The organism is Paenibacillus sp. Negev47 (assembly GCF_058313655.1).
In genome coordinates this window covers 498,628-523,342 of the sequence record NZ_CM177754.1, presented here as the reverse complement: position 1 = coordinate 523,342, position 24,715 = coordinate 498,628, and the positions used below count along the sequence as shown (strand labels likewise).

The 24,715-nt window shown below is 48.7% G+C and carries 23 protein-coding genes; 7 read left to right on the top strand and 16 right to left on the bottom strand.

The window, feature by feature from the left end; genetic code table 11:
- Positions 1–168: 168 nt before the first annotated feature.
- Positions 169–633, bottom strand: coding sequence for an RrF2 family transcriptional regulator (locus AC4G47_RS02540; RefSeq protein WP_491104627.1), 465 nt, complete (start codon positions 631–633; stop codon positions 169–171).
- A 430-nt stretch (positions 634–1,063) separates the two neighbouring features.
- Between AC4G47_RS02540 and AC4G47_RS02535 the strand changes: the two genes are divergently transcribed.
- Both AC4G47_RS02535 and AC4G47_RS02530 read left to right on the top strand, forming a co-directional pair.
- A complete protein-coding gene (locus AC4G47_RS02535) occupies positions 1,064–1,795 on the top strand; it encodes an MBL fold metallo-hydrolase (protein ID WP_491104626.1) in 732 nt (243 codons plus the stop codon).
- Complete coding sequence (locus tag AC4G47_RS02530) at positions 1,792–2,364, top strand: TetR-like C-terminal domain-containing protein (protein WP_491104625.1); 573 nt, start codon at positions 1,792–1,794, stop codon at positions 2,362–2,364. The genes AC4G47_RS02535 and AC4G47_RS02530 overlap by 4 nt, the downstream gene beginning before the upstream one ends.
- A 238-nt stretch (positions 2,365–2,602) precedes the next feature.
- Here the strand turns inward: AC4G47_RS02530 and AC4G47_RS02525 are convergent, their stop codons facing one another.
- On the bottom strand, positions 2,603–3,733 hold the full coding sequence (locus AC4G47_RS02525; RefSeq protein WP_491104624.1) for a hypothetical protein: 1,131 nt from the start codon (positions 3,731–3,733) through the stop codon (positions 2,603–2,605).
- A 413-nt stretch (positions 3,734–4,146) separates the two neighbouring features.
- Here AC4G47_RS02525 and AC4G47_RS02520 point away from each other — a divergent pair, with 413 nt between their 5' ends.
- Positions 4,147–4,632, top strand: a complete 486-nt coding sequence (locus tag AC4G47_RS02520; protein WP_458125100.1) for a CcdC family protein — start codon at positions 4,147–4,149, stop codon at positions 4,630–4,632.
- A gap of 125 nt (positions 4,633–4,757) precedes the next feature.
- Here the strand turns inward: AC4G47_RS02520 and AC4G47_RS02515 are convergent, their stop codons facing one another.
- On the bottom strand, positions 4,758–5,771 hold the full coding sequence (locus AC4G47_RS02515) for an NADP-dependent oxidoreductase (protein WP_491104623.1): 1,014 nt from the start codon (positions 5,769–5,771) through the stop codon (positions 4,758–4,760).
- Between the two features lie 175 nt (positions 5,772–5,946).
- Complete coding sequence (gene map / locus AC4G47_RS02510; RefSeq protein WP_145325635.1) at positions 5,947–6,693, bottom strand: type I methionyl aminopeptidase; 747 nt, start codon at positions 6,691–6,693, stop codon at positions 5,947–5,949.
- A gap of 208 nt (positions 6,694–6,901) precedes the next feature.
- Between map and AC4G47_RS02505 the strand changes: the two genes are divergently transcribed.
- Positions 6,902–7,111, top strand: coding sequence for a hypothetical protein (locus AC4G47_RS02505; protein WP_017690946.1), 210 nt, complete (start codon positions 6,902–6,904; stop codon positions 7,109–7,111).
- A gap of 211 nt (positions 7,112–7,322) precedes the next feature.
- Here AC4G47_RS02505 and AC4G47_RS02500 read toward each other — a convergent pair whose 3' ends face one another.
- Both AC4G47_RS02500 and AC4G47_RS02495 read right to left on the bottom strand, forming a co-directional pair.
- Positions 7,323–8,144, bottom strand: a complete 822-nt coding sequence (locus AC4G47_RS02500; RefSeq protein WP_491104622.1) for a serine/threonine protein kinase — start codon at positions 8,142–8,144, stop codon at positions 7,323–7,325.
- Between the two features lie 137 nt (positions 8,145–8,281).
- Positions 8,282–8,971: a hypothetical protein gene (locus AC4G47_RS02495; protein ID WP_491104621.1), complete on the bottom strand. Its 690-nt coding sequence runs from the start codon at positions 8,969–8,971 to the stop codon at positions 8,282–8,284.
- Positions 8,972–9,517: 546 nt separating this feature from the next.
- Here AC4G47_RS02495 and AC4G47_RS02490 point away from each other — a divergent pair.
- Complete coding sequence (locus AC4G47_RS02490; protein ID WP_145325640.1) at positions 9,518–10,471, top strand: L-lactate dehydrogenase; 954 nt, start codon at positions 9,518–9,520, stop codon at positions 10,469–10,471.
- 129 nt (positions 10,472–10,600) lie between these two features.
- On the opposite strand, the gene AC4G47_RS02485 is transcribed toward AC4G47_RS02490, so the two are convergent.
- Positions 10,601–13,309: a PAS domain-containing hybrid sensor histidine kinase/response regulator gene (locus AC4G47_RS02485; RefSeq protein WP_491104620.1), complete on the bottom strand. Its 2,709-nt coding sequence runs from the start codon at positions 13,307–13,309 to the stop codon at positions 10,601–10,603.
- 298 nt (positions 13,310–13,607) lie between these two features.
- Between AC4G47_RS02485 and AC4G47_RS02480 the strand changes: the two genes are divergently transcribed.
- Positions 13,608–14,168 carry an acyltransferase gene (locus tag AC4G47_RS02480; protein WP_491104619.1) on the top strand — a complete coding sequence of 187 codons (561 nt, stop codon included), beginning with the start codon at positions 13,608–13,610 and terminating at the stop codon, positions 14,166–14,168.
- 95 nt (positions 14,169–14,263) lie between these two features.
- On the opposite strand, the gene AC4G47_RS02475 is transcribed toward AC4G47_RS02480, so the two are convergent.
- The 5 genes from AC4G47_RS02475 to AC4G47_RS02455 all read right to left on the bottom strand — a co-directional run bounded on the left by AC4G47_RS02475 (position 14,264) and on the right by AC4G47_RS02455 (position 18,944).
- A complete protein-coding gene (locus AC4G47_RS02475; RefSeq protein WP_458125091.1) occupies positions 14,264–14,998 on the bottom strand; it encodes an ABC transporter permease in 735 nt (244 codons plus the stop codon).
- Between the two features lies 1 nt (position 14,999).
- Positions 15,000–15,716, bottom strand: a complete 717-nt coding sequence (locus tag AC4G47_RS02470; protein WP_491104617.1) for an ABC transporter permease — start codon at positions 15,714–15,716, stop codon at positions 15,000–15,002.
- Positions 15,713–16,627, bottom strand: a complete 915-nt coding sequence (locus AC4G47_RS02465) for an ABC transporter ATP-binding protein (protein ID WP_458125089.1) — start codon at positions 16,625–16,627, stop codon at positions 15,713–15,715. The genes AC4G47_RS02470 and AC4G47_RS02465 overlap by 4 nt, the downstream gene beginning before the upstream one ends.
- Positions 16,628–16,707: 80 nt before the next feature.
- The gene (locus AC4G47_RS02460; RefSeq protein ID WP_491104616.1) at positions 16,708–18,216 is read right to left on the bottom strand and encodes a sensor histidine kinase; all 1,509 of its coding nucleotides are present in this window, start codon (positions 18,214–18,216) and stop codon (positions 16,708–16,710) included.
- A 44-nt stretch (positions 18,217–18,260) separates the two neighbouring features.
- Positions 18,261–18,944, bottom strand: coding sequence for a response regulator transcription factor (locus AC4G47_RS02455; protein WP_491104615.1), 684 nt, complete (start codon positions 18,942–18,944; stop codon positions 18,261–18,263).
- A 127-nt stretch (positions 18,945–19,071) separates the two neighbouring features.
- On the opposite strand from AC4G47_RS02455, the gene AC4G47_RS02450 reads away from it, so the two are divergent.
- On the top strand, positions 19,072–20,826 hold the full coding sequence (locus AC4G47_RS02450; protein WP_491104613.1) for an alpha-glycosidase: 1,755 nt from the start codon (positions 19,072–19,074) through the stop codon (positions 20,824–20,826).
- Between the two features lie 129 nt (positions 20,827–20,955).
- On the opposite strand, the gene AC4G47_RS02445 is transcribed toward AC4G47_RS02450, so the two are convergent.
- The 4 genes from AC4G47_RS02445 to sdaAB form a co-directional block, all read right to left on the bottom strand.
- A complete protein-coding gene (locus AC4G47_RS02445) occupies positions 20,956–21,468 on the bottom strand; it encodes a helix-turn-helix transcriptional regulator (RefSeq protein ID WP_491104612.1) in 513 nt (170 codons plus the stop codon).
- A gap of 54 nt (positions 21,469–21,522) precedes the next feature.
- Entirely contained in the window at positions 21,523–22,737 is a 1,215-nt protein-coding gene (locus AC4G47_RS02440; RefSeq protein ID WP_491104611.1) for a YhgE/Pip domain-containing protein, read from the bottom strand.
- 257 nt (positions 22,738–22,994) lie between these two features.
- A complete protein-coding gene (gene sdaAA, locus AC4G47_RS02435; RefSeq protein ID WP_491104609.1) occupies positions 22,995–23,933 on the bottom strand; it encodes an L-serine ammonia-lyase, iron-sulfur-dependent, subunit alpha in 939 nt (312 codons plus the stop codon).
- A complete protein-coding gene (gene sdaAB / locus AC4G47_RS02430; protein ID WP_145325650.1) occupies positions 23,923–24,612 on the bottom strand; it encodes an L-serine ammonia-lyase, iron-sulfur-dependent subunit beta in 690 nt (229 codons plus the stop codon). Before sdaAB ends, sdaAA begins: the two co-directional genes overlap by 11 nt.
- Positions 24,613–24,715: the final 103 nt, after the last annotated feature.

Here is a 24,715-nt window from a genome sequence, read left to right as displayed (position 1 = left end):
CGACCTCTCCTCATCTGTGTTCACGTTATGCCCGGAATCGCTTGAAACCATTCAATGGATCTTTCACCGGAGCATACGCCCATTCCATAACCAGTCGATCACGAACCTGTCCACCATGCCTGACTAAACCAAGGTCACATCAGAGAGGACCATTGGTTGTGGAATCTGTCAGGACTTCTCTTTGCCAGGCAATCCATCCAGCGACAAGTTACATGCTTCTCCATGACCTATACGCTGCTTCACATCCTCTATGGATATACGATCAAAATAGGCGCTCAGTGCCTCTTCGCCTCCGTCGTAAATGTTCCCCATCACGGCCTGCATATTGGAAGATACCACGCACGATGACCCGGACTCCCCTGAACACCAGTTCGGACCAAGTGAACCGCCAGCAACGAGTCTGTACAGTTCTCCAAGCTTAATCTCCTCACTTGGACGGCTAAGCAAGTACCCGCCATGAGCACCTTCCTTCGTTGTGAGGTAACCATGCTTGCGCAGAACACTAAGTACCTTGCGGACTCTGGCCGGATGCGTACCCACACTCTGGGACAAGTCTTCACTATTGGCCATACACTCATCTCTCATTGAGAGAAAAACAAGACAATGCACCGCAATGGTAAATTCACTGTTCATAACTTACTCCCTTCCCGGCATACTACACCGATGGACTTCGACCCAAGGTAAGTATAACTGTCATTATATGAATAACAGTTATGTTTGTCAACTTTCACTCAAGATGGAATCACACGTGTTTTTTCCTGTTATACCAATACTTACAGCCCTCTACAAAATCAAGCCAAGAGGACACATCCTATCGCCATTTCAACCTAAAAAGAACAAAAAAGTGAGCCTTTCGCTACGCGAAGGGCTCCAATAAGATAGACATATGAAAGGGCTTACGTGATTATTATAATCGGTAATCTTCAATTTGAAAACGCTTTTTTTGTAAAGTGCATCATTATTTAAAATTTTTTTTATTCGATCAAAAAGAATAACAGGTATTGCTAAAACTAATGCCATTAGTTATAATACTAATATCATTAGTTTTAAGGAGGGTTTATCGATGCGCATTACCCGAGAATTTGATGTCATTCAAGTTACATTCCTTCCAAAGCTCTTCCCTGTGAACGTATATCTTGTTGAAGAGCAAGATGGATTAACCTTAATTGATGCCGGAATGCCCTTTAGTTTCAAGGGGATCTTGGCAACTGCCCAGTCCCTTGGCAAACCCATCACCAGAATCATTCTAACTCATGCTCATAGCGACCATATCGGTGCACTGGACCTTCTTAAAGAGGCTCTCCCCCAAGCGGAAGTCTTCATCTCCAGACGGGATGCCCGGCTACTGGCGGGAGATCCTTCCCTGCTCCCAGGTGAGCCACAGACCCGGGTGCGCGGCGGTGTGCCCAAACCTCAAGCGGTTCGGACCCAGCCGGACCACTTGCTGGATGAAGGCGACCGGATTGGTTCACTGGTTGCCGTTGCCTCACCAGGCCATACACCGGGGCACATGGCCTTCATGGATACACGCAGCCGCGTGCTGATCGCCGGCGACGCGTACCAGCTGCAAGGCGGCCTTGCTGTATCCGGCCGCGTGCGCCCGCTCTTCCCGTTCCCCGCGCTGGCGACGTGGAACCGCGAAGCGGCTCTGGCCAGCGCGAAGCGCTTGGCGGAGCTGGAACCGTCCGTGCTGGCGGTAGGCCACGGACGGATGCTGCGCCAGCCCGCTGCCGCCATGCGCGCGGCAACCGCTGATGCACAGCAGCGGCTCGGCTTTGCCGGGGGGCAACTGTGAGCCCCCGGCAAGGGCTGGATCGCGGCGCTCTGCTCAGCGCCGCCGCCCAGCTTGCTGACAGCGACGGCTTTCAGGCTCTGACACTGGCCGCGTTGGCCCAGCGGCTGGATGTGCGCTCGCCGTCGCTCTACAACCACATCAGCGGACTGCCCGGGCTTCGCCAGGATATGGCGCTGATGTCCGTACAACAGCTTAGCCGTGCACTAACGGCGGCTAAGGCAGACCGTACCGGCGACGAAGCCATTCAGGACGTCGCCGCGGCATACATCGGCTTCGTCCGCGAGCACCCTGGGCTGTACGAAGCCTCATTTCATGCCCCGGACCGCGAGGAGCCACAACTCGCCGCGGCCAGCACAGCCACGCTGGAACTGCTGCTTCATACCTTGCAGCCCTACCCGCTAACCGAAGCGGAAGCATTGCATGCCGTTCGTGGTTTGCGCAGCCTCTGCCATGGGTTTGCCTCCATTGAGGCACAAGGCGGCTTCGGCATGAACTTTGATCCAGACGAAAGTCTACGTCTGACCGTATCTGCATTTCTGCATGGACTCCATCATCTCCACGAAGACTAATAAGGCAAGCATTGCATCACGAAAAGGACTGCAGCTCCTCTGCAGTCCTTTTTACATAACCGTCCCAGATGTTGTATCTTCCTCACATTCAAATCGATTGTGATATTCGTTATTTGATATCTATTATCCGTTTTCTGTTATTCGTCTTGCGTCTGTCGCCTGCCACTCACAACTACGCACTTCTCTATTATGTACATCTCCCGTTCCTCTCCATCGGAACGGTTTCTCTACAACCACCCTACGGCCACTGCTGCCGACCTTCCTCTACCTCCTGCAAAATATGCTTCATCACTGGCACATACACCTTCCAGTAGAACATGTCAGGAATATCTTTCTGATCTGGCGTAAGCTTGGCCCGGATAACATCCCAGCCTCGGATTCGGCGCCAGAAAGAATAATGCTTCATCTCTCCGAAGGACCCTGCCATGTAGTACGATCGATTATAGTCATCGGATCGGACAAGTGCAGCAAATTCCGCGGGTATCCCAGCATCCCCCAGCTTCTGCTTGCCTGTCTCCGTCAGATCGGTCTTATACCAGGCCAGTATGGAATTCTTCTCTTGCGGCACAATGATATCGAACCAGCCAGTGTAATGAATATCCTGCGTTATGCCGCTCAAATCTCTGCCTTCCGGTGTAAATGCAACCTGTATATTGCTTGTCTTCACATCTGGGCCTTTCTCCAGCACCATGACCTGTCCATCCACATGCGCCAGCAGAATGCCAGCCCCGTGATAAGGCCACTTTTTCTTCTCTCGCTTCTCATAGTTCGTCCGAACCCACCGAGGTACTTCGCCCTTACTTTGCAGATTAGATACCGACTTTCCTTGCCATCCACTGCTACCCACTCCCAAGGTGGGATACAATTGCTCCCTTGTCATCTTGGAAGCTGTATTCGCTAATGCGCTGTATTCGGCGACAATCGTTACACCTTTATAAGCCGCTTCGCGAATCTTCTGCACATCATATATCGTTAATCCTTCATAGATTGCATCTTGTCTCCGTTCATTCTTCGGTGTAGACAGGCTACTCCGATTCGCCGTCAGATAGATCAGATCCGTGTCCGTCACCTCATCAGGCAGCAATCGCTTCATCTGAATAAGTCCATCCTGAATGTCATAGCCATAATAATCCTCTTCATACGAGTAGTGTTCCCCTGTATGTTGTACGATCTTCTGTTGATTCAGAAGCCAGACCAATCCCTTGTGTCCCTGATAGGACAAGTCCGGTCTGCTCTTGTCAATAATCATGATATTAAGCGGAACCGGGGCCTGGGATTGCCACATAATCCAGGGGACAACCAGCACCACCGATACCACTGTAAAACAAGCCAACGTCCACATCGTGACTGGCCTGTAATTTTTTTTCATGAAGCACCTTCCTCCTTGCTCTGTTCCAAGGTATATTGCCAGGATCGGCGGATAGATCAGCCCAATCCATTTCTGCTGTTCTTGGTCATGGCGCTTGTAAACGCCGACTTCCATAACCCGGTTCTTTTTGAATACCCAGAATCCCTCTATGATGTGAACCGATGAGTTTAATAGATATCCATTTTTGCCCAATCATTGCACGATTTCCCCTTAATCGAATAAACGGCCTTACAACGGGCACAATAATACAAAATTTTCAAATACACCCTGTGAATATAGATCGGGTATATGATACACTAAGCTTTCTATCGGCTTTCTGCGTTTGTGATATAATAGGAACTGAAAATTCCGGCAATTCGTACTGGTTTCCGGATCTCCGGATAACATATTATTCCAGAAAGAGGGAGTTCTACGTGGCTCAAATCAGTCCGTACTACCTGCAAATCGGGGCAACCGTGGGTATGCTCGTCATGGCCCTGCTTGCCATCTTCATCCGCATGAAAGCCAGTCACAGACCGGTGACCATTCGCAAAATCCTTATTCCTCCGCTCGGCATGAGCACAGGATTTCTCATGTTTGTTGTACCGGAGACACATGTTCCTCTACTCTGGGCATTTATTGCGTTGCTGGTGGGCTGGTTCTTGTTCTCGTATCCCCTCATTCGCAGTACACGGTTTGAACGAGTAGGTGAAGAGATTTATGCCACGCGTTCCCGCAGCTTTGCTTTCATTCTGCTCGGATTGCTGGCTGTACGCCTGATCCTGCATGAAGTCATTCAGCGATATGTAAGTATTCCGCAGACAGGCGGATTATTCTTCCTGCTGGCCTTCGGCATGATTGTACGCTGGCGTGTATATATGTACAAACACTACAAAGAAGTGCTGGTGGCCGAACACTAGTCACATACACAGACCACGCACAGGTTCACAAAAAAAGACACATTCTGTTACACCATTGGTGTGCAGAACATGTCTTTTTTTGTTTTCAACCTGGTTGGAGATTGGAGATGTAGATCATTCGATATCTATTCAGGATCTGCAACTTTCACCAGCTGCTTGCCCAGGTTATCTCCTGAGAAGAGACCCATGAATGCTTCGGGTGTCTGTTCGAAACCGTCCACAATGTTCTCTTCGTACTGGATAAGACCTTCCTTAATCCATTTCGCCAATTTGGCGCGGCCTTCCTTGAAGGATTTCGTGTAATCACCCAGCAGGAAACCTTTCATCAATGCCGTATTCGTTAACAGCAACGTCTGTGGCCGCATCCCGATATCCGGCTTCTCCAGATTATAGGATGAGATCTGACCGCATAACGGAATACGTGCATTCCGATTAATGTGGCGCAACACTGCATCCGAGATGTCACCGCCCACATTATCGAAGTAGACGTCCACGCCATCGGGGCAAGCCCGTTCAATGGCTGCTGACATATCCTGCTCCTTCTTGTAGTTTAAGACCACGTCGAAGCCCAGCTTATCTTTTAGATACGCACACTTCTCGTCAGAGCCTGCAATACCAACCACGCGTGCTCCTACAATTTTACCAATCTGACCTGCAATCATGCCTACCGCTCCGGCCGCTCCCGATACAACTACCGTTTCGCCGTCCTTGGGTTTGCCGATGTCTTCCATACCAAAATAAGCCGTCAGACCCGTCAGGCCCAGCGCACCCAGGTAAGCCGTGATTGGTGCTTCTTCGGTATCAATCAGCGAAAGATCAGCCGTATTCACTGCGGCATATTGCTGCCAGCCCCACATGCCGGATACGAGATCTCCTTTGCGCAGATTCGGCTCCGAAGATTCCACAACCTGCCCAATGGTTCCACCCTTGATCACTTCATTCAACGCGTACGGTGCAGCGTAAGATTTCGTATCTTTCATGCGGCCCCGCATGTACGGATCGACCGACAAATATAATGTACGTACCAGGACTTGCCCAGCCTCCGGTTCAGGAAGAGGTGCATCAATGAAGTTGAAATTCTCTCTCGATGGGGCACCTTCGGGACGAGACGCAAGTACGATCTGTTTATTTACAGACACCAAAATTACCTCCTTGTTGCCAAGTGGACGCAAGGTTAACCCTTGTCAGCTGAAATCACTCACCACTGGCTCTGTGTTATCACTTCTTAATAGTTTAAACCGAAACAGGCGGATCACAAACGTGGGCCGCCTTGAAATATGCAAATATCGTCACATTGTAGCTGCTTTTAGCTAATTATTGTGCTGTCAAAATCACAGGACCGTCTGCTGTAATCGCAATCGTATGTTCATACTGGGCAGACAGACTGCCATCCATAGTACGCGCAGTCCATCCATCCGAATCCAGCTTGCTGCGGTACGTACCGATGTTCAGCATCGGTTCAATCGTAATAACCATGCCTTCCTTGAGACGTGGACCCCGATGTGGTGGACCATAGTGAGGGACTTGTGGTTCCTCATGCATCTTCTCCCCAATGCCGTGTCCAATAAACTCACGTACAACCGATAGACCTTCACCTTCTGCATACACCTGAATGGCGTGGGAGATATCACCGATCCGGTTGCCAACTACGGCAAGTTCAATCCCTTTGTACAAGGAGGTTTTGGTTACATCCAACAGATGTTGTGCTTCCGGAGTCACTTCACCTACGGCATATGACCAAGCCGAATCCGCCAGCCAGCCATTCAGATTAACCACCATGTCGATTGTGACGATATCGCCGTCTTTCAGTGCATATTTCCCCGGGAACCCGTGACAGATCACATCATTAACCGACGCACATGTCGCATATTGGTATCCGTTGTATCCCTTTTGTTCCGGCGTAGCGCCATTTTTCTTCATAAAAGCCTCTGCAAACTGATCGATCTCCTGTGTCGTAATACCTGGACGAATCATTTTCGCAATTTCTCTATGGCACGCGGCGAGAATTTCTCCGGCTTTTCTCATATATTCAATCTGTTCTTTGGTCTTCAACGTAATCATTACAACTACTCCTTGTCCGTTAAGATCTTATCCTGTCTTCTATTGTAACGCGAAACGCTCAAAATAAAAAATTCCGTGTAATCAGCAACATCCTATTATACGCGTGGCCCCTGTCCAATGAATATACTTTTCCATAAAAAACTCGAAACCCCTTCATATCTGGCCGCGTATATGCTTAAAACAGTTGAAGTCGAAAGGGTGAAAGCTCATGTTCAAAAAGATTATTGGTAAACTTATTGATTCCAAATCTTCATCTCACCGCAAACGTTATAGCTCCTCGGACAGGCGCTCATATAAACGTCACAGCAGTTCCTCCGGCAAGCGTTCCTACAAGCGCTATTCTTCTTCGGATGTGAAATATAGAGACAGCCGCAGCGGTTCTGGTTATTACAAAAGCAGAAAATATAGCTCCAGCTAAGCTGCTGTCGTTACTGCTTTTAATAAGTAATGATCGTTCCAGCTCAGCGGACGCTAAAGAATATGTAACAAAGGGGTGTTCGTCAGCCGTACTTACGGCCAGCAGAACACCCCTTTTGATTGTTTCTTTATTATGAAAAAGGAAAAAGACCCCTACAGATATAACACGAAGAGGTCCCGGATAAAATATGGATTCACCTGTAGAACTTATTTCATCTTACTTTCTGCAACACATAGTCCATCTCTGCTAGTAACTCCGTCGCTCCACCCTTATAACCCGGGCGAAGTCCAAGGAGTCGCTCCAGCATGTGGTGCAATTCCGGCGTAAGATCAAGTTCCTCCTGCCAGCTGGCTGGTTCTCGGCCCTTCTCTGGCTCATAGGCGGAATACAGCATAAAGAGAAGAAAGTGTCCGATGTCCTGCAGATCATGATCCGGTGTAGCCGGTTCATCTTCAGGCTCAGGTACTTCTCGCATACGTCGCTTCAGCTCCGGCAACAACGGCTCCCCCAAGCTTCTTGCCAAGCCAAAGTCAATCAGATGAACCGTCCCTTCACGTAAAATAACATTAGGAATACGCACATCTCCATGAATATATCCTTGCTCATGCACATGAGCCACCGGAGCTAGCAGTTGACCTGCCAGTTCCAGACATTCCCGCTCCGTATATTGGAGACCTTGCTCGAATATGCATTCTTCCAATGTCTGTCCACGGACATACTCGGTAACGATATAACTTCGTCTCCCCGATGTGAACATATCCAACAGATCAGGGATCGCCGGATGGCGCAGATGTTTCATCACGTCCGCCTCCCGCTCCAATAAGTGCGCAGAGAGTCTGCCCTTGCTGGGCTTGGACTCCTTCAACGCCACTTCCCTTCCGGTTCGGTCGTCCGTACACAGATATGTCAGCCCATAGCTCCCCATACCCAGCAATGCCTGTATCGTATAACGCTCAGCGATGGTCGTTCCCTCTTGCCGAGGACGGTCAGTCCATAGCCCGAGCAATCTTTGCCAACTTCGTCGCAGCTCCACAGATCCTCCCATGCCAGCTCCCTGATCCACTCAGGCTGTTTCTATACCGAGCAGTCCGTTGCCAGTCTTCATGTTGTATGGAGCTTATTATATCAGGCTGCTACTGCAAAATCACGGAAGGGCAAGAACCTGTCGCTTCAGGCTTCCTTATGCTTCTTGGGCAGAAGTCCGAACAACATGCGCAGTGATGTTCCTTTGGGTTTGCGTTTTCTCTCCTGAAAGCTGCGCAGGTTGGTCACAAGTTCACGATCCCGCTCTTCCTCCAGCTTCTCATTCATCCATAAGCGCTGTTTCTCCATCTGTTCCTGAAGCGCCATATGTGTCTCTGCCAGATGCTGAAGTGTCAGCTCCAGTTCATCAACCCGCTGTTGCAACAACTGTACCCGATCATCCTGTTGTTGTTCCACAGCACCATAAGTCACCTCACTTACCAGTTGTCCCAGACCCTCATAGGATCTCAGATTACCCGTTACTTCAGGTTGTTCAGGGAATACTGCTGACATCGATGTTGCTGCGCATTCCGGCTCTGACATACTCTCGATACTCACCACAGGTACATCCACTACAGGTACACCTACTTCGGGCAGATCCGGAGCCAATACAGTCACAACAGCATCAGCGAGGGGCAGATTATGCTCTCTGAGTTCGGTCATCAGACGTTCAATGCACTCGATGTCAACTGATTTGAATAGTCTGGATTTGTTGGCGGACCGTTCGAACCGGTATCCCTGCTCTTCCAGTGCCGCCGCATATTTACGAAGAGTACTGGCACCTATGCCCAGGCTCTTGGCCGTTTCCGTCGTTGCTCCTGCTTCTTCAATCATCATTAATTCCCTCCCGGAATGAAGTCTTTTGGGAATCAATTTCATAATACCTTTAGTGAGTTATGAAATTGATTCTTGGATAAGAACATTATGGCTTCAGCGTTCCTTTTTGGAACCGTCATCGGATCGGGGCAACCTGTCTAAGAGATCAAGTGTGTTTTTTCTTTTGCTTGTCCATATGTATTCGTCAGCCTCTCGGCAGATCCCTTTGGCGGTTTTGTTCTGTTTCTGCGGATTCCTAAGAACTTTTGTCAGGTATATGATTCGCACAAATAACCCTCGATCCGACAATGAGCATGAATGCTGTCATGTCGAATGATACAGGTGCAAACGCCGTCAAATCATATGATCATGAATTATCCATGTCAATTTTGTTAACTCCGTTGCTCCAATACGCTCCCGCGATAGTGGATATCATTGCTGCATAACTTTTTCATGTGTTATCTTATATAACGTAGAAGTGCATTTGAGCATAAAATAAAGGACTATACTTAACATAGGACGCGTAAGTGATGAATAAATATCAATGTAAATGGGGGCTGAACGGCAGTGTTAGGCAAATCAGGTAAAGTAGCGGTGATCGGGGCGGGTCTTGTCGGTTCGAGTTGCGCGTATTCCATGATTAATCAATCGATATGCAGGGAAATTATGATGGTGGACCGGACGTATGACCGTGCTGTAGCACAGGCACTGGATTTTTCCCATTGTATGGACTTCACACATAACCGCACCAAAGTATATGCAGGAACGTACGCCGATTGCGGCAATATGGATGTGATTATCTTAACTGCCGGGGCGAATCCCAAGCCAGGACAGACAAGGCTGGATATTCTGGAGGAAGCGGAGTCGATTGCCAAAGACATCGTGGTTCCGATCATGAACAGTGGGTTCAACGGGATTTTTGTCGTCGCTGCTAATCCGGTTGACATAGTAACTTATATGGTATGGAAATTATCAGGCCTGCCGCGTGAGCATGTCATCGGTACAGGGACGTCCATTGACTCTTCACGGCTCAAAACACTGCTGTCTGAAGTCTTCTCCATCGACCCACGCAGTGTGCATGGTTATGCTCTCGGGGAGCATGGAGAATCCCAGTTCGTAGCCTGGTCGCATGTGACCATCGGCGGTAAACCGATTATGCACATTATGGATCAGCACAAGGAGCGTTTCAAACATCTGGATCTGGACGATATCGCACGTAAAACGAAGGATGCTGGCTGGGAGATCTTTACCCGTAAAGGCTCTACTCAATTCGGGATCGGCAACGCCCTCGCACACATCACCCGTTCCATCCTCAATGACGAACACAAAATCATCGCTGTATCGGCTATTCTGGACGGAGAGTACGAGCAGCACAACGTCTGCGTTGGTGTTCCCGCCATCATCGGCGGAAATGGCATACAAGAGATTATCGAATTGAATCTGGATGCCACGGAACGTGAGAAATTCAACAATTCCTGTGAAATCCTATCAGGTAACATCAATCGTCTGACACTGGCATAACCCATTCATACAGCTTATCTTCATAAGCTTCAGCGACTTCAATCGGTCAACGCAAACACGCCAATAACACTCCATCTGAGGAGGTTTATTGGCGTATTTGCGTTTATGATTTTACATTTAGGCTGTTGTTCAACTCGGGGCAAGCTGCGGTTCGTCCGTTGGTCCCCACTGCTGTAACACCCGCTTCAACTCACTCAGCATAACCGGTTTGCTAATAAAGTCACGCATGCCTATCTCCAGACAGGCTTCCTTGTCTTCACGTTTGGCATTGCCTGTCACTGCAATGATGGGGGGTATGCGATCCTGTGGAATTAGTCGGTGTAACAGGTCTGTCGCCTTAAGACCGTCCATGACAGGCATATGAATGTCCATCAGCACAATATCATAGGCATTCTGAGAGATGGCATCAATGGCTTCCACGCCATTGGTACATACATCTGCGTGGTAACCGAGCTTCTCCAGATATTCTCGCAGAATTTTCCGGTTTACCGGATGATCCTCAGCCACGAGAATCCGCATAGCTACCTTGTCACTTTGGCGTGTACGATCATGATGAAATTGACTTGCTGTCTGTTCTGCCGAAGCGTCTACACTTGTCGCAGGAACAGCAAACCGGAAGGTGGAACCTTCTCCTTCTGTGCTCTCGACACTGATACTGCCACCCATAATCTCAACAAGCCGTTTCGAGATGACCAGTCCCAAACCAGTTCCGCCATACTTGCGGTTAATCACCGGATGCAGCTGAGAGAACGACTGGAACAACTGATCCAGCTTATCAGCCGGAATGCCGATGCCTGTATCTTGCACGGCAAAATCAAGCACGCTGTCTTCAGGCTTCCTACCCTTGATGATATCCACATTCACATCAATGCTCCCCCGGTCTGTGAACTTGAGCGCATTGCCAACCAGATTCACCAGGATCTGCCGGATACGCATGGAGTCCCCTACCATGAATTCAGGGATGTTTGGATTGAGACGAAATCTGATCTCCAGCTGTTTCTCATCTGCACGAGGTTTAAACAGTTCGGCAACCTGTTCCAGCATCTTGCGCAATGCAAATGGCTCATAAGCCAGTGCCATTTTACCCGATTCCAGCTTACTGAAGTCCAAAATATCATTAAGGATGTTCAGCAGTGCATCGCCGCTGTCTTGAATAATCTCGGCATACTCACGCTGTTCTTCTGATAAATCAGTACCAATCAATAACTCTGTCATCCCCACGATCCCGTTCATCGGTGTCCGGATTTCATGGCTGACCATCGATAGAAACTCTGACTTGGCCTGAGCTGCCAGCTCAGCTGTCTCTTTAGCACGTACAATTTCACGTTCGTCAGTCATGTCATTGAATACGACTACCGCGCCCTGAATCTGTCCCTGTTCAATAATCGGCGTCACCTGATACTGCACCAGAAAACTGCTGCCATCTTTACGCCAGAACACGTCTTCCTTGATTGACCGTCTCTGTCCATCCAACACGGTCATGTGGATGGGGCACTCTTCTTTTGGGAAATGACTTCCGTCTGCACGGGTGTGATGGATAATGGGATGGGAGTTTTTGCCGATGAATTCTTTCCCCTCATAACCGAACATCGAAGCTGCTGCAGGATTCATAAACATGGTGATTCCATCCGCATCCAAACCATATATTCCTTCGGTAACCGTATTGAGAATAAGCTCATGTTGCTTGCTAAGCTCCTGAATCCGTTCCGTATATTCCTTACGCTCGGTAATATCAGACACGATTCCATAGACGCCTACCACTTCTTTATCCACAATAATGGGCACATTCGTAACCGACACTTCGATCTTCCGGCCACTTGAATTGACAATTCTAGTCTCATAATATTGTGGATCGCCTTGCTTAACCTTGTCAAAGTTCGTTTTACCGTATTGAACTTCACATTTATCCAGATTGGACAAAAACGATTTGCCAATAAGCTTATTGCGTGGAACAGCCAGCATTTGGACTAACTTGCTGTTCACCGCACTATATTCGCCTTCCAGATTCAGTGAATACACGGCTGCCGGATTATATTCGAACAGCGATCTGTATCGTTGACGACTTTCTCGAAGTCGTCTGTCTGCATCTTTGTGCTGGGTAATATCCCTGCTGATGCTGACAATCTGCGTACTCTTGCCATGCTCTCCAGCCACGGGCTTCGCCAATGTCTCCATCCAGATATAGTGTCCCTTTTTGTGTAACACACGCATCTTGCAGCCATTACCAATCTTCGAAAGCTCCATAGGATCAGGATAATCTCCCGGATAACAATAATCCTTGAAGGACTTTCCGGTAACTTCCTCCGGCTTATAGCCAAGCAAGGTGTACACGGAAGGTGAGACATATAACAGCTCGCCATCCGTTGTACAGGTCGTAATCAGATCTTGCGCATGGTCAGCGAGCACCTGATATTTCTCCCGAGTCTCCTGAAGTTCACGTTCCACTTCCAAGATATCGGTAACATCTTTGGCAATGCCGTAGATTCCCACCACTTCTTCACCCTCCGTGATGGGCACATACGTTATCTGTGCCTGTTTCAAGGAACCATCTTTATGATAAAAAGTAATGGAATTATTTACTGAACGTCCAGCCAGCACCTCTTTAATATATTCTTTGCGTGAATTTTCACTGTCCGGAGGACAGATCTGATTACGACTCATACGAATCAAGTCATCCAGTGTATAGCCCGATATCCGCTCTACCGAGGGATTAGCATCCATATAGTTTCCATCGATGTCCATCACATAAATGGCATCCGGGTGGTTAAAAAACAATGATTGGTAAGAACTTCCCTCAGAAATAATGCGCTTCAGGGTTTCCATTTTATTAACATCCAAGGCTTACCCCTCTTTTCTCAGCCAATATCTTCATCTAACAACATGAATTGATTATCCCCGTAGAAATGTGCTTACCCTCGAATAACCATGTAAGCCTGCCTAGAAACAGTTTTTTTTATTTTACCAGACTCTCGTCTCATTCTGCCTACAATCGATGATTAAATTCACATAATGTGTGATGAAGTAGTTGAATTTGAATTACGAATTAATATATTTCAGAAAATTAACGATACATTTTGTATCGAAAAGGCTATAATCGTTAAAAAGTGTTTTTAACTACGGAGAGGACGGATGAATCATGCTGCCCAACAGGGTTAAGGTTGCTTACGGCAAACTAAGAGGCTTGGCCGTTTTTGGTAAGATCCAGCCCTCGATCGGCCTGCTGCCACGAATCAGGGGTAAGGTGTATCTGAATAAATTTGGTGATTTGCAGGTGGGGAAGAGGCTTAATATCATAGGTAAACCTTGGGGAACCCAGTTAACTGTGATTAAGGGCGCACGATTAACTATTGGCGATGACGTCATGATTAATGCCGGTGTGGGAATTGCGGCTAACGTAGAGGTGACGATCGGCAATAACGTTATGATTGGTCCGCGAACAAGCATATTCGATAGTGCCTATCACCGGATTGATTCGCTGGATGACGGAAGCCAGACCGCCAAGCGGATTGTAATTCAGGATAATGCCTGGATTGGTACAGGAGCGCTCATACTTCCCGGCGTCACCATCGGTAGAAATGCAGTCGTGGCTGCGGGAAGCACAGTAACCAAAGATGTCCCCGAGAATACGCTTGTAGCCGGAGCACCAGCCAAGATCATTCGGGAGCTGACCATTCATGATGGATGGATCAGACATTAGAAAAAATCCTCCTGAAGCATACATACAATAGAGCTTTGCATGTTCTGCCTAAGAAGGATCTTGATCTTACGATAATCAGGCGTATAACGAATTATTCAAATTTCTTTTTTCGCAAAATACATCATCCCGATTCCAATGAAAATGACAGCACTGCCTCCAACGACTGCCAGCATCGTCATCAGTGGAACGTTGTAGGCTCCGAAGCCTCCGCCGTCCACAGGTGTCATCAGAATCATCGGTTGTGCCCATGGATAATACGGCCCGTATGTCGCCGAGTTCACAATGAGAATATTCGGTACAGTCAGTGCAAAATTCAGTGCGAGCGGTGCGGCAAAGCTGCTCCACACCAATGAAACGAACATCTGCAGGGCAGCGAGTGGTACACAGGCCAACAATCCAAGCAGTAGTTTGCCCACCAAGAATCCCCAAGGGATTGGCCCCGTGATGCCATGAATCAACCCTGCCAGCAGAATCGACATCAGCAACAATGCTTGCGTACCCGCCAGAAGCATGAGTACAATCGTCAGTTTGCCTGCATATACACCTGAACGTGTGAGCGGTAAAACCAGCATCTGCTTCCACCCTCCTCCTGCATGCTCGAAACGGCAGACAAAGGACGTGAACACGCCGGTCAGCATCGGTAACAGGAGTAATCCATGCAGGACGACCATGGCGGTCATTAATACCTGCCAATTCCCCGACGGAGTGGACAATAGTCCGATGAGCAGCGCAATGAGTGGACTGATCAGAATTAGAAGCCATATGGGCGATTTACCCATTTTCAGCCGTTCAGCGGATAGAATTCGGAAATATGTTGTTGCAAAGCTCATATCAGGCCACATCCTTCCGGCTAAAGTGCACCATACCCAGCAACAGAATCAATAACCCCAGACCTGCACCCATGCCTGCATACAGGTATGGATTGGGTCCATTCCAAGCCATCTGTGGCCAAGCTAGCGGAAAGTTCGGCGAGATACTGAGTGCGAACATGCCCGTTATCGCGAGAACAATGCCCAGTGTCACAGGAAGTGCCTGATTCTTATTTACCATGGTGAGCCATAACTCCAGTGACAACACCGGAAGCGAGCCAGCCAAAGGTAGCAGCCCCAGCTTGATCGCATGCGTCCAAGGGATGTCACTGGCATGGAATCCGAGGATCAGACCCAGACCTACAATCCCTGCAGTTAGCAGCAAGCAGGAGATCACCAGCAGCAGACAGGCAAGCAGAAACTTGGCTAAATACACGGCTGGTCTGGGAATCGGCATAGCAAGCAGCTGTTTCCATGATCCCTGTTCATGCTCGACATTAGCGATCATGGAGCTGAGAATGGTTGCTCCCAGCATCAGGGACAACGGTACAAAGACAACCACATTGCCGAGCAATCCGCCCCACAGGTTATCTGCATACTGCTCTTTCAGATAGTCCAGACGTAATCCGAAGTTAAGCGCCTGCATCGCGATCAATCCAAGAGGAGCCAGGAAAACGAGAAACCAGATTCCCTTCCCTCGAATCTTGAGCCAATCCGAAGACAATGCACGTCCCGTCATATGGATGCCCCCTCGCCAATGACCCGCATGAACAGATCTTCCAGAGACTGACGCTGTTCCTCCACACGATACACATCATGATCCTGCTCAATCAATCGTCGCAAAAGCAGTGCAACCGAAGGGTTATCCATATAGGGGAATGTTAACGCAGAACCTTGTCGCTGACCGAATTGACCCTGTTCTCTGGCCAGCTTCATGGCCTCTTCCGGCTCGGAAACCGTTAACCGAATAGAGCTGCCCGTCTGACTATGCAGACTCGCAATGGTATCCTGAAGCACCATCTTGCCTTCACGAATAATACCGACGCGGCTTGCCATCTGTTCGACCTCGCTCAGTAAATGGCTGGAAACGAGTACGGTAATGCCATGTTCCAGAGGCATGCGCTTGATCAATTCCCGAATCTCCTGAATGCCCGCAGGATCAAGCCCATTCGTCGGCTCGTCCAGAATTAGCAGCTCCGGTTCACCCAGCAAGGCGCTGGCTATACCAAGGCGCTGCTTCATCCCAAGGGAATATCCCTTTACCGAACGTTTGGCATCCTTGGTCAGATCTACAATCGACAGCACTTCAGCAATTCTCGATTTCGGTACATTGATTATCCGGCGCAGTGTTTCCAGGTTTTCCACCGCATTTAGATGTCCATAATAGGACGGATATTCGACCAGTGAACCAACACGGCGCAGAATGTCCATGCGATCCTTGCGGATATCCTTGTCGAAGACACGGATCACGCCTTTGGTTGGTTTAATCAAGCCGAGAAGCATGCGAATCGTTGTGGTTTTGCCGGCACCGTTGGGACCGAGGAAGCCGTAGATATCTCCCTTTTTAATGTGCAGATCAAGTTCACGGACCGCTGCACGGTCCCGGTATGTTTTCCATAGATTAGCCGTTTGAATAATATTTTCACTCATTGTATGATCACCTCAGAACTATCGTAACCGTCCAAGGTTAAAGCCAAGGTAGTCTCCAGTTTAAGTTTAGTTTAAAAAAGCTATTCCCGCGGTTTGTTGCTTCCCGCACCACTGTAGATATACGTTCGTACACCCGCATCGGAGCTATCTACCCGCTTGCGCAGTCCCATCTCACGAATCAGCAGGTCTACAATGGATAAGCCGAGACCCGTGCCTTTTGTGTCAGAATCCTGTTGCAGTCCAGGACCCCGATCCTGAACAATAATGGCCGTCTTGCCCTGAATCTCCTGCGTTGTTATGCCAATATACTTCCCGCTCGCGGCATGACGGATCACGTTCTGGAACAGATTATCGAGAATACGACGCATACCCTGTTCATCCATTTGCCATATCAAAGGTTTCTCCGGCAGGTCGATATCAATCTCGAATTGTTCTTTCTCCCAGACGGGATACCATGAGGCGGCTGTCTCTCTAACGATACGAAGCATATCTTTCTCTTCCAGCTTCAGTGTATATTTCCCGCTCGTAAGCAAATTATAGGATAACATGTTGTCAATGAGGCCGCCGAGATCCTCCATCTTCGCTTCCATGCGATGTAATGAGTGGATGCCTTGTTCGCTGAGATCTTCTTTATGCAGTGCATGCATATGCCCTCGAATTACCGTTAACGGCGTGCGAAGATCATGGGAAAGCCCAGCAATGAGACGTTTGCGCAATAGTTCTTCCTCGCGTTCCCGGTGACGACTGTCAGTGAGTTGATGCACCATCTGATTGAATGAATCCTCCAGCTGACCAATCTCATCTGACTGACGAATGTCAACCGGAAGTGGAATGCCTACCTTACCCGGGGTCATCATTGCCGTCTGCAACCGAATAAGCCTTTTGCGAATACGTGCGAAGAAGAGAATCGACAAGATAATGAAGATCAGAAAGATGATGGTCATTACGATACCGAGATACAAGAGTTCCATCGGCCAGTTACTCTGTTTCATTTGCAAAAGCGACCGCGGCACTTCAATGATCATGAATCCCTGTCCTTTGTCCTGCTCATCTCCGCCAATATATGCAACGACGGTCAGTGGATCGCGAAAGGAAGCTTCTTTCATGAATTGCACCGTATTGTTCACATTCCATAAGGCTGGAATATAAGTCTCTGTCGTTTGCCCGGAATCCAGTGACCATCTAAGTGTCGTGTCTGTCAGACCATCCGGCGATGTGGATTCCAGAAGCGTTACATCTTCACCCCCAAGAATAAAGACGGTTTCGCCGCTCGTATTCACACGATACATGGAAGATTTGGGATACGTACCATGTAATTGCTCCAATCGGGCCCTGATCTCTTCATCCGAAGCACCATCCAGATTCTCGGCTTCACGCGACCAAAGGTTACTGATCCGGGTAACGTCACCGTAAGGTGCCGCTCGGTCCGTGTTCGTATTATTCACTACGACAATATATATAACGGATATGATTGGAAGGACGACAGGCACAAACAATATAGCTACCAGGATCAGGATGATATATCGGGACATTAAAGACCGACCAAATCGAAGTTTGCCCTGCCCGGTTTGCTTATAATTATGATCCATGCGCTGTTCTTCTTTCTTGCTCTTCCGTGCTCTGAACCACTGGATCATGGCTTCTTCACACGATATCCAACACCACGGACCGTCTGAATAATAGCAGGATTAGCCGGATCAAGCTCCAGCTTCTCGCGCAGATGTCGAATATGTACCATTAAGGTCTTGTCCCCATCCAGATATGGCTCGTTCCATACTGCTTCATAGATCTGCTCTTTGGTTCGAATCATGCCCATATGTCGTAACAGGTAGGCGAAGATATGGAACTGTTTGCCCGATAAAACAATCTCATCCCCCGTCTCATCATTGACGATCCGGTTATCTTTCTCATAGATCGAGAGATGATCCAGCTTCAAAGCCGCATCGGATGAGATCACAGTTCCTGCCTTCCGCAGCTGAACTTCAATTCGGGCAGCCAGTTCATCGGGATGAAACGGCTTGGTCACATAGTCATCGGCAAAATCAAGACCATGGAGCTTATCGTCAATAGACGTTCTGGCTGATAACATGACAATAGGAATAGCCGGATGTTCCTTTTTGAGTCGCTGTCCGACTGTGAATCCATCCAGCCCTGGCAACATGACATCCAGAATGATCAATGAGCAGCCAACAACAGCTTCAGCTGCACCTTCACCACTTCCGAGCCAGATCACTTCATAACCGCGCTCCTCCAGATCAGCTCTTACCCATGTTGCAATTTCCGTGTCATCTTCAATGTATAACAGTTTGGTTTTCATACGCGTATTCGTTTCCTTTCTACACCAGTTGGGTTAATTATATCTTAATCATTAGCTTGCGCGATGTCATGTCATACCAGTCCACGAAGTACATAACATGTTTATAAATAACGGGAGGGAACTTAATATGCTGCTCGAAGCCATCTATCATCAACCAAAGCGGAACTGGGCCTATGCCTACGATCAGGATACAATTCGCCTACGTCTTCGTTCCAAAAAGAATGATCTGACCGAGGTATACGCACTGACCGGGGATAAATATGCATGGGATGAAAGTAAAGCCCTGGTTCCTTTAACCAAGTTTACGACAGACTCCATGTTCGATTATTACGAAGGTGAAGTGAAGCCTCCTTACCATCGGCTGAAGTATTCTTTTCTATTAAAAGAAGGAGACGAGCAGATCTGGATGACCGAGACGGGCTTCCAGGAAGAAGAACCGGACGATCCAGGCCGCATGTTCCAATTCCCCTACATTCATGCCGGGGCCGTATTCACACCCCCTGAATGGGTAAAGGATGCGGTATTTTATCAGATTTTCCCCGAACGATTTGCCAACGGCAACCCGGAGATCAATCCGGACAATGTAGAACCCTGGGGCGGCGAGCCAACACCATTTAATTTCTTCGGTGGTGATCTTCAAGGCGTGATCGACCATCTCGATTATCTCAGTGAACTCGGCATCAATGCGCTCTACTTCACCCCCATCTTCGAAGCTACGACCAATCATAAATATGATACAGAAGATTATCTGCGGGTAGATCGTCACTTCGGTGACGCAGATACCGTGAAACGACTGGTTGAGCTATGCCATGCGCGTGGGATTCGTGTATTGCTGGACGCCGTGTTCAATCATTCCGGGAAGACCTTTGCACCATTCGTCGATGTGCAGAAGAACGGAGAACAATCCCAATACAAGGACTGGTTCCATGTACACGAATTCCCGCTGGATGTGAAGAATGGCATTCCTACGTATGAGACATTCGGATTCGAAGCGCACATGCCGAAGCTGAATACGGAGAATTCCGAGGTTAAGGCCTATCTGTTGGAGGTTGCCGAGTATTGGATCAAGGAAGTGGGTGCGGACGGATGGCGGCTGGATGTCGCGGATGAAGTGGATGATGCCTTCTGGCGTGATTTCCGTCGTGTAGTCAAGGCCGCTAATCCGGAAGCCTATATTCTGGGTGAAGTCTGGAATGAGTCCTCTGCCTGGCTGCAGGGCGATCAGTTCGATGCTTCCATGAACTATCCGTTTACCGATGCCGTGAATGCCTTTTTTGTGAAAAATACGCTGCATGCCGAACAGTTCGCCAACTCCATCGGTCGACAGTTATCCCGCTATCCGCTTCAGGCCAGCGAAGTAGCATTCAACTTGCTGGACAGCCACGATACCCCGCGTCTGCTCACCCTGTGTGAGGGCGATCAGCGCAAGATGAAGCTGGCTGCGTTATTCCAGTTCAGTTACATGGGTGCTCCGTGCATCTATTACGGAGACGAGATTGGAATGGACGGCGAACAAGATCCGGGTTGCCGGAAATGCATGGAATGGGACGAAGCGAAGCAGGACCGGGAGTTGCTCGACTTTTATCAGAAACTGATCTCACTACGTCATGCTCATCCTGCCCTGCGTGCGGAAGGCACCATTCGTTTCCTGCAGGCTCGCCCCGACGGCAGCCAACTGGTACTCGAACGGCAAGATGATGAGGAACGCATCCTGATCTTGTTCAATCGTTCAGAGGAGACAGCTATTGTCGAACTGGAAGCAGGTGACGGGGAATGGACAGAGCTATTCGGCGGAAACCATCGTATTGCCAAGGATGATGGCGTGCTTGCCATTGAATTGCCTGCATATGGATATGCTGTACTGAGTACTAGTCTCACATAATACATCAAACTATACTCGCTCTTATGCAAATTGGAGTCCACTTCATCGAAATCCAACACAAAATAGGCGCTCACAGACCTGTTCCTGATCTGTAGAGCGCCTATTTCGCATATCAATCGCTGTTATGGATTACACAGGATCAGCCAGTTGCTCTTTGAGCAATTGGATGGTGGCCTCATACTGCACAAGTCCCACTTGCATGCACAAACGTTGTGAAGGTGAAATCCGTTCGCCGAATTCCTTCATCTGTCGCTGAAGCTCGTCATATAACAATTCTTTGCGTCTCAATTCCGTCGAAACCCACCCCATTACAGTGGCCTCATCCGCTAACTCTCCGAAATACAACCGCATCAGAAAATCAGAACGGAATATCTCGTCTTCCAGGGGACTCATCAGGTAGGCGTGAAATTGTGCTGATCCCTCAGGAGTCAAAGAGTACACGTTCTTGTCGGGTTTACCTTCCTGTCTCACCGATTCCTTAGTGAGCAGCCCTGACTTCTCCATTTTCGCAAGTGTAGGATATATCGTGCCGAAGCTGGCATCAAAGAAAAATGAAAAATATTGTTCAAAGTATTGCTTGATCTCGTATCCCGAACATGGCTGATTGTGCAGTATTCCGAGGATGACATGCTGCGTGTTCATCGGTTCACCGCTCCTTTCCATTCCCCTTAACGTATCACAATCAGCACCCCATATTCAATAATCGGATGAAGACACTGATGCTTCCAGAGCAGCAGGTACAGTAACAGGCTGCTTCCTCCTACGAGGATCAGAAATTGCCGGGCTGGAACTTCTGATCCAGATGCTAAAAGCTCCCAAAGTCAGCGTTGTTACCCCGATTAATGCAAGAAAGAATGCATCCCTGCCGATCCCGTTTCCTCCAAGTACAAGGTTCGTCATCCCCTCTACGGCATAAGTCCCCGGCAGATAATGACCGATCATTTGGTAGAACTCAGACATTACATCGCGCGGAATTGTTGAGCCCGAGGACAGCATTAGCAGAGGCAACAACGCACTGTTTAACCAAGCCCCCGCATTGCCAAGCAACAGCAGGCTCAACTGTGCCACGAATAGAAAAGATAAGGTGATCAGCAACTGGAATAGCCATAACATTAACCACCCATCTGCTGACGATACCCCCATAACGTGCATCATTCCCGATCCAACGAGTGAAACAATAAATGCAGCACCCAGATTAACAATGTTGCGGGCCCAGAAGCGCTCCCATTTCCCTGCCCTACCACTCAGTTCACCAGACACTTTCTGCAGATTCATGCCAAGCAACATCGCTCCGGTAAACGTAGCCGTTACAATCAACATCGGTACCATGGAAAAAGAAAAATTATGGACAGGATTTAACCGCTCCACCTCTGCCTCCACACGTGAAGATAACCCCAGCGCTAGCCTATCGGCCTGATCGGCAGTCATACCGGACTGGTCCAGTACTCCGTGAATAACCTTCTGTTGTACTTCACGGTTCAACGTCGCTGTAACTTGTGCGGCTACGTTCTGCATCACACTTTTAACGGTAGCCACGTTCGATTCGTTCATCACATACTTAACTGCCACCGGCTTCGACAAGTCTCCTGCCTGCTGCATAAAACCGGATGGAATCTCAATGATCATGTACACATCCCGGTCCATTAACAGCTGTCTCGCTTCTTGCATCGATTCGGATGGTTTGATCTCGAAATCCAGCCCCCCTGCCAAAGACTCGGCCACCGGCACAGCCGCAGCCCCGTCTTCATTCACGATGGTGACAGCCAGTTCAGTCATTCTCTCATTAACCTGATCGTATCCGCTAAGCCAGATGATGTTAAAAAAAACCTGAAATAGCACAGCCGTAATTAATCCTACAATGGTTGCTCCATTTTTCAAAAACAGCAGACTCGTCTGGAAAACCCCTTTCATTCTATCCATCTCCTTTAGTTTTCTTTCGCTCTTTATATATCGTATTGATATATGACAATAAATAATATATCAATACGATATATAAAGAGTCAATGTTTTTATTTTCTTCGTTAGAAAAAGACAAAAAAGCCGATACAAATCTTCACCAGGAAGATTTGTATCGGCTTTTCGTATCATGTAGGGAGCCCTGCATCATCTTTAATAGTCAAGGCTCAAGGCTCCACAAGTTAGAGTTAGATTTATTTCATATCAATCCATTATGCCGTAGGTTCTGCATCATTTTCAGTAGAGGACTCCGTCTCCTGTTCGGCACGTTTTGCTTTCGGTTTGGCCAGATTTTGCATCATTTTGCGGCCTGTTGGTGTCTGAGCCAATCCGCCTTGGGCTGTCTCCCGGTGACGGCTCGGCATCGCACTGCCTACTTCCAGCATGACGTCTATGACTTCGTCTGACGGGATGGCACTACGTACACCGGCCAATGCCATATCGGCCGCAGCCAATGCTGTGACGGCACCCAGTCCGTTACGGACGATGCACGGAATTTCGACGAGGCCTGCGACTGGATCGCAGATAAGGCCCAGTGTATTTTTTAAAGCCAAGCCAACGGCATGAACGACCTGCTCCGGTGTACCTCCACGCAGTTCAACCATGGCACCCGCAGCCATACCAATCGCAGAACCCACTTCCGCCTGACAGCCACCCTCGGCACCGGAGATAAATGAATTGTTCGCAATAACATAACCGATTGCCCCAGCACAGAACAACCCGTTAACCAAGTGTTCGTCCGTCCAGCCAAACCGCTCCTGTGAACTGATAAACACACCAGGAATAATGCCGCAGGAACCAGCTGTTGGTGTTGCCACGATGCGGCCCATGGAAGCATTCACTTCAGATACACACAGGGCATACGCCATCGCAAGTGCAGAAGCATCACCAGAGCAAGTCTCACCTTTGCGAATGTACTCGGCCATTTTCTTGCCGTCTCCACCCGTTAACCCGCTGCGTGATGTGGTATCTTCCGTTAATCCCTTCTGTACCGCTTCCTTCATCACTTGATAATAGTCCGACATCTGCTGCACAACGTTCGCTTCAGGCGTATTCGTTTCTTGGACCTGCTCCTCAATCATCAGCTGAGCAATGGTTTTGGATTCCGCTGTACAGATCGTATTCAATTCGTGCAAATGTTTAAACCGCATCCGAATCAACTCCTCTCTTCAAATCAATGACACGAATGTCCAGCACATGGTCGAGCGAACGCAGACGCTTCAACATATCCGGATTAGGCACGCCGTCCATCTCCATTGCCGTCAGCGCTTCACCATCCCGAGCTTTCCGATCCACCTGCATATAGCCGATGTTAACTCCCGATGAACTGATCGTAGACGTCACTGACGCAAGTACGCCTGCTTTGTCAGCATGCCGCAGAACGAGTGTAGGGAATTCACCACTGATCTGGACACGAAAATCATTCATCGCATGCACCGATACGCTGCCGCCACCAATGGAAGCCCCGATCAAGGAGCAGGCACGCTCTCCATGCCATAACTCAATTTTGACCGTATTCGGATGCGGAGCAGGCAGGCCGCTTGTATAAAACTCAACCTCCATGCCCGCTTCTTCTGCGTATTGCTCTGCATCCGGGATACGCGGATCGTCTGTGACATAGTCCAGAAGACCGCCGATCAGTGCCAGATCCGTGCCGTGACCCTGATACGTATCTGCAAATGAACCGTACAGCGTCAGTCGCGCCCGATCCGGCGTACAACCGAGCCACTGGCGAGCGATTCTCCCTAACCTTGCTGCTCCAGCTGTATGTGAACTTGAAGGCCCCGTCATCGACGGGCCAATAATTGAAAACACATCTTTAAATCGCACCTTGTAACCCTCCAATTGTATTCGTCATTTCCATCCAGATCCCATTCCACAATGTTCTTTTTTTACTGAATGATGACATCAAAAAAGGACAGAAGAAGGCCTC

Bases quoted from the DNA above. Each gene is read 5' to 3' on its own strand.
- AC4G47_RS02535 (WP_491104626.1), top strand. From the start codon at position 1,064: ATGCGCATTACCCGAGAATTTGATGTCATTCAAGTTACATTCCTTCCA.
- AC4G47_RS02470 (WP_491104617.1), bottom strand. From the start codon at position 15,716: ATGACGGGACGTGCATTGTCTTCGGATTGGCTCAAGATTCGAGGGAAG.
- AC4G47_RS02525 (WP_491104624.1), bottom strand. From the start codon at position 3,733: ATGAAAAAAAATTACAGGCCAGTCACGATGTGGACGTTGGCTTGTTTT.
- map (WP_145325635.1), bottom strand. From the start codon at position 6,693: ATGATTACGTTGAAGACCAAAGAACAGATTGAATATATGAGAAAAGCC.
- AC4G47_RS02475 (WP_458125091.1), bottom strand. From the start codon at position 14,998: ATGAGCTTTGCAACAACATATTTCCGAATTCTATCCGCTGAACGGCTG.
- AC4G47_RS02540 (WP_491104627.1), bottom strand. From the start codon at position 633: ATGAACAGTGAATTTACCATTGCGGTGCATTGTCTTGTTTTTCTCTCA.
- AC4G47_RS02450 (WP_491104613.1), top strand. From the start codon at position 19,072: ATGCTGCTCGAAGCCATCTATCATCAACCAAAGCGGAACTGGGCCTAT.
- AC4G47_RS02505 (WP_017690946.1), top strand. From the start codon at position 6,902: ATGTTCAAAAAGATTATTGGTAAACTTATTGATTCCAAATCTTCATCT.
- AC4G47_RS02465 (WP_458125089.1), bottom strand. From the start codon at position 16,627: ATGAGTGAAAATATTATTCAAACGGCTAATCTATGGAAAACATACCGG.
- AC4G47_RS02460 (WP_491104616.1), bottom strand. From the start codon at position 18,216: ATGGATCATAATTATAAGCAAACCGGGCAGGGCAAACTTCGATTTGGT.
- AC4G47_RS02455 (WP_491104615.1), bottom strand. From the start codon at position 18,944: ATGAAAACCAAACTGTTATACATTGAAGATGACACGGAAATTGCAACA.
- AC4G47_RS02445 (WP_491104612.1), bottom strand. From the start codon at position 21,468: ATGAACACGCAGCATGTCATCCTCGGAATACTGCACAATCAGCCATGT.
- sdaAA (WP_491104609.1), bottom strand. From the start codon at position 23,933: ATGCGGTTTAAACATTTGCACGAATTGAATACGATCTGTACAGCGGAA.
- AC4G47_RS02440 (WP_491104611.1), bottom strand. From the start codon at position 22,737: ATGAAAGGGGTTTTCCAGACGAGTCTGCTGTTTTTGAAAAATGGAGCA.
- AC4G47_RS02495 (WP_491104621.1), bottom strand. From the start codon at position 8,971: ATGATGATTGAAGAAGCAGGAGCAACGACGGAAACGGCCAAGAGCCTG.
- AC4G47_RS02480 (WP_491104619.1), top strand. From the start codon at position 13,608: ATGCTGCCCAACAGGGTTAAGGTTGCTTACGGCAAACTAAGAGGCTTG.